Here is a 706-nt window from a genome sequence, read left to right as displayed (position 1 = left end):
TTTGACGATCCCTTCGCGGCCGCCAGCGATCTCGGCTACTGGGCCACCGGGACCGGCAGCTACCCGGACTTCGCCGCGCTGATCCGCCGCTGAGCGCCCGCGCGACAACCCCATCGGGGCGGCGCACCGCCGCCCCCTCCCTTCGGAAAGGACACGGACATGACCCACACCCGCATCCTGGTCGCCGCCGGCGCCGCTCTTCTCCTGATCATCGCCCTCGTCGCCGCCACCGCCCTGTTTCCCGGCGGCCCGCTCAGCCGCAAGGAAATGCGCCTGGTGGACGGCTTCGCCGCGGCCTATACCGCCTGCATGGACTCTGCCGGCGATGCCAACGGCATCAGCCTGGGCGACTGCAACGAAGCCGAGATCCTCAAGGCCCGGATCGACGAGGCCGGCCTCTGCATCGACTACGACAACAGCCGCCAGGACACCTACGAGGACTTCTACCGCTGCGGAAGCGCACGGTGAGCGGAGATCGAGGACGACGGCATGCGGCAACCGTTGCATAGCGTAATAGTGTAATAGTGTAATATTATGCTATCATTCCGCCGGAGAACACGCCCGAAGCTATTACAATAGCAACCTAGGGTAATAGCATCCTGGCACGCTATCACCCTGCTCCGGCAGGAGCAGTTCCGGCGCGGGTCACACAAATCAACATGAGAGCATGAAAGGCATCGATCAGATCATGCCAGCGTGATGGTGG

Annotated in this window: 1 protein-coding gene; it reads left to right on the top strand. The window is 63.7% G+C overall.

Annotation, left to right across the window (positions count from 1 at the left end):
• Positions 1 to 159 precede the first annotated feature (159 nt).
• Positions 160 to 468 (top strand): hypothetical protein, encoded by a 309-nt coding sequence (locus PARHAE_RS20600; protein ID WP_126156365.1) that lies wholly within the window; start codon positions 160 to 162, stop codon positions 466 to 468.
• Positions 469 to 706 lie beyond the last annotated feature (238 nt).

The organism is Paracoccus haematequi (genome assembly GCF_900631945.1).
GTDB classification, from domain to species: Bacteria; Pseudomonadota; Alphaproteobacteria; order Rhodobacterales; family Rhodobacteraceae; genus Paracoccus; species Paracoccus haematequi_A.
Note: the sequence above shows the minus strand (reverse complement) of the source record. Positions and strands in the feature narration are given on the sequence as shown.